General features: G+C 64.6%; 3 protein-coding genes and 1 riboswitch. All 3 genes read right to left on the bottom strand.

Annotated elements, in window-relative coordinates; translation table 11 throughout:
• Positions 1 to 64: 64 nt before the first annotated feature.
• Entirely contained in the window at positions 65 to 337 is a 273-nt protein-coding gene (locus Y704_RS18425; protein WP_035771306.1) for a hypothetical protein, read from the bottom strand.
• A 250-nt stretch (positions 338 to 587) separates the two neighbouring features.
• Positions 588 to 1,841, bottom strand: coding sequence for a S8 family peptidase (locus Y704_RS18420; RefSeq protein WP_081747365.1), 1,254 nt, complete (start codon positions 1,839 to 1,841; stop codon positions 588 to 590).
• Between the two features lie 397 nt (positions 1,842 to 2,238).
• Positions 2,239 to 3,099: a LysM peptidoglycan-binding domain-containing protein gene (locus Y704_RS0102365; RefSeq protein ID WP_026548925.1), complete on the bottom strand. Its 861-nt coding sequence runs from the start codon at positions 3,097 to 3,099 to the stop codon at positions 2,239 to 2,241.
• A 6-nt stretch (positions 3,100 to 3,105) separates the two neighbouring features.
• Positions 3,106 to 3,222: riboswitch (cyclic di-AMP (ydaO/yuaA leader) on the bottom strand. This riboswitch is flagged as partial in the annotation.

The raw sequence follows: 3,222 nt of genomic DNA, 5'->3' as shown, positions 1-3,222 counted from the left end.
CAAACTCGCTCTGACCTACCGCGGCGGAGTCGTTCTCCGCGCCATCACCATCTGGCTCAAGGAATTAGGAGACACGCCCTAGGTGCCGCGCGTGATGGAGGCGTTTGTCGAGTGCCTCGAGGTCGACGACTGCCGCGCGCAGGAGTGTCTGGCGGTCACCTGCACTGGAGCTGATGTGCTCTATGGAGCGGCCGTTCGGGTCGCCATTTGTTGTTTCTGTCACGGCAGAGAGGATTTCCACCACGTCCGCCGCAAGCGATTCCCTCACTACTTCCAGTGACTTCAGCTCGGCTTGCCCCGGGGCGGGTTCTTGTTCGTACGGGTAGTGAAGTGACATGAATCGAGTCTTTCACGGGAAACTGAGAACAAAGCGGGTACTGCAGGCGGGCGGCGAAAAGGCCCACCTGAAAGTCCGGCGAGCCTTTTCGGGCGACTGAACCACTCATCGATGTGCGTCCGTTGACGTGTCACGTAACGGCACACCTTCCACTGTTTTCAAAGCTGCACGACGGGGCACGCCGCTCGAGCCGCCATCGCTGCCCGTGGTCCAGGACCGCCACGCGGAGTTGCTGCCCGCGGCGGCGCTTTTACCTTGTTCGGTGCGGCCGGGGCTTCACCACAGTCTCAACAGGTGCCGCGGATGCCGCGGGTGCGACTGTGTAGAGGAGCCTGTTCGGGGTTCTGGCACTGGTCGAGGACACAACGCCGGTAGTAGCAGCATTGTTGAGCGATGCCGTGACTTGTGCGGGGGTGAGCGAGGGCTGCTGGGAGAGCAGGAGCGCTGCCGCGCCGGCTGCATGCGGGGCAGCCATTGAGGTCCCTGACAGGGTCGCCGTCGCTGTAGTGGAGGTCGACGACGCCGACAGGATGTCCACACCAGGGGCGTAAAGATCGACGCAGGTTCCGACGTTCGAAAAATTGGCCTGCCGGTCTGATGAATCGCTCGCTGCCACGGTCAAGGCTGCAGGCAGCCTTGCTGGAGACGCTGTGCAGGCGTCGGCGGCAGAGTTCCCTGCCGACGCAACGGCGGTAACGCCGTCATCGATGACGCCCTGGAGTGCCGCATCCACCGTGGAGCTTGAGGCACCGCCCAGGCTGAGATTGACAACAGCCGGGGCTCCTGCGGTGTGGTGGCCGGCAATCCAGTCCAAGCCGGCGATCACATCAGAGGTGTAACCCGAGCCGGTGCAACCGAAGACCCGCACCGGGACAAGGGTCGCGGCTTTGGCCACACCGTAGGTCGTGCCCGCGATGGTGCCGGCGACATGGGTGCCGTGCCCGTTGCAGTCACTGGTGCCCCGGCCGTCGGAGACTGCGGACCATCCCTGTTCAACCCGGCTGCCGAAGTCCGTGTGGGAACTGAGGATGCCGGTGTCCACCACGTAGGAGCTGACCCCGGCCCCGTCCGCCGCGGTGGTGTAGGAACCGGACAGGGGCAAGGTGCGCTGGTCGATGCGGTCCAGCCCCCACGGTGCCGGCTGCTGGGTCGCCGAAATACTCATCACCGTGTCACGTTCGACGGCTTCCACCTGCGGTGAATCCGCCAGAGCGTCAGCCTCGGCCGGCGTCGCGGTGACCACGGCAGCACGCACCGCCTGGGAAAACTCCCGCCCCACCCCGATCCCCTTACCCCGCAAAGCCCGGGCAGCGGCTGAAACGTCAGTACCTGGAGCGTACCGGACCACATATTGGGCAGCCCCGCCCGCCCCGGCCTGCGCCGTCCCGGGTTCTGCCACCTCCGGCACGACGAGTGGCGCAGCGGACGCTGCAGGCGCCATGCCGGCGAGTACCAGGGATGACATGAGAGTGGCGGTGAGGAAACGGGGCACAGCTGGCAGCACGCGGGCCACCTTTCATTTCAGGAAGTCGTGGAAAGGAGAAGATCAAACACAACCGTAACTTTCTTCCCAAAAGTAACACGTCTACCACCAGTGCAGGCTGGTTCCGAGAGATCCTGCGCAAGTCTGCCCCTCCCTGAGATTTCCTCTGCAAAATGTGGGTCTGTCTGGCCAAACGGACACTTTCAAATGAACTGGCCGATGAAATGGGGATGCCTGCCCACCGCGGCATCTCCAGTGACTCGGCCCCGTGTAGCGGAAAAACGGGCCGGCTTCGACGAACTCTGAACGTAGCCAAATGAAAGGCCGTGCTGACTAAGCCTCTACGACAGAAGTGCCCGGGCGGGTCTCCCCGGCCGGGCACTTGTCAGGTCGTGCTGTTCAGTTGTGGGGTCGGGCTTTAGGCGTTGACGCGGTAGTAGGAGGGTCCTGATCCGATGTCGGCGCTGTTGACGACGGTCTGGCCGCCGTTGAAGCCGCTGTGGATTGCTTTGCCGTCTCCGATGTAGACGGCGTTGTGCGGAACTCCGGCGCCTCCGTCCTGGTAGTAGATGAAGTCGCCCGGCTGAGGGTTCGAGACCGGAGTCGCGAATTCCATCAGACCGGCCGGGGATTCATCCCCGACTCCGCTGACACCGGCGGCCTTCAGCGCCTGCTCACCCAAAATGGTGCAGTCCTGGCCCGCTCCCAACTGGGATTGCGCGGAGGCGAGGACAGCTGAGTTGGTGGAGGTCCCCGGGATCTCTGTCACTGCCGAGCTGGCCAGGTTCACGGGCGACGCGGCAACAGCCGGCACGGCTGGGTCCGAGGCCGCAGGAACGGTGCTGCCTGGGGCCGGGGCTACGGAATTCCCTGACCCTGAGACGATGATGCTGTCTCCGGGGTAGATGATCGAGCTGGCGCCCAGGCCGTTCTGCGAGAACACGTTCTGCAGGCCCACTCCATACTGGGTGGCGATTGCATTTAGCGTGTCACCGGGCTGGACCGTGTGGTTCGTGGCGCCGGCCACAGCTTCGGGTGCGGCACTGGCGGCAGGGGCTGGCGCAGGAGTGCTGGCAGCGGCAGCCGCAGCCGGTTCGGCACTGGCCGAGGCTTGGGCGGAGGCGCCGACGCCGAGCATCAGTGCCGACGCCGCCGCGAGAGCGGCAGCGGGACGGCCCACAGCCCCGGCATGAGTATTTACGGCTTTCGACGCAGACTTCAGCCCGCGGGCGAGAGTCGGGGTGGAGCGGTGGCGCGGTGCATGGAAAATTTCGGACATGTGTGAATAGCCTCTCCCAATGCCTGCGGGGTGAGCTGTCGGATGCGGATGGGAGTCACCCGGCCGGAGATGACCCAGATACCTTTTTTTGATCTGGGCCTCGTGCGGCTTAACCCCTAGGGC

It is taken from the genome of Arthrobacter sp. Br18 (assembly GCF_000520555.1).
In the GTDB taxonomy this organism is placed as follows: Bacteria; Actinomycetota; Actinomycetes; order Actinomycetales; family Micrococcaceae; genus Arthrobacter_D.
The sequence above is the reverse complement of the archived record's forward strand: the minus strand, read 5'-3'. Positions and strand labels throughout refer to the sequence as shown.

Excerpts from the sequence above, each read along its gene's own strand:
- Y704_RS18425 (WP_035771306.1), bottom strand. The coding sequence starts at position 337 with ATGTCACTTCACTACCCGTACGAACAAGAACCCGCCCCGGGGCAAGCC.
- Y704_RS0102365 (WP_026548925.1), bottom strand. The coding sequence starts at position 3,099 with ATGTCCGAAATTTTCCATGCACCGCGCCACCGCTCCACCCCGACTCTC.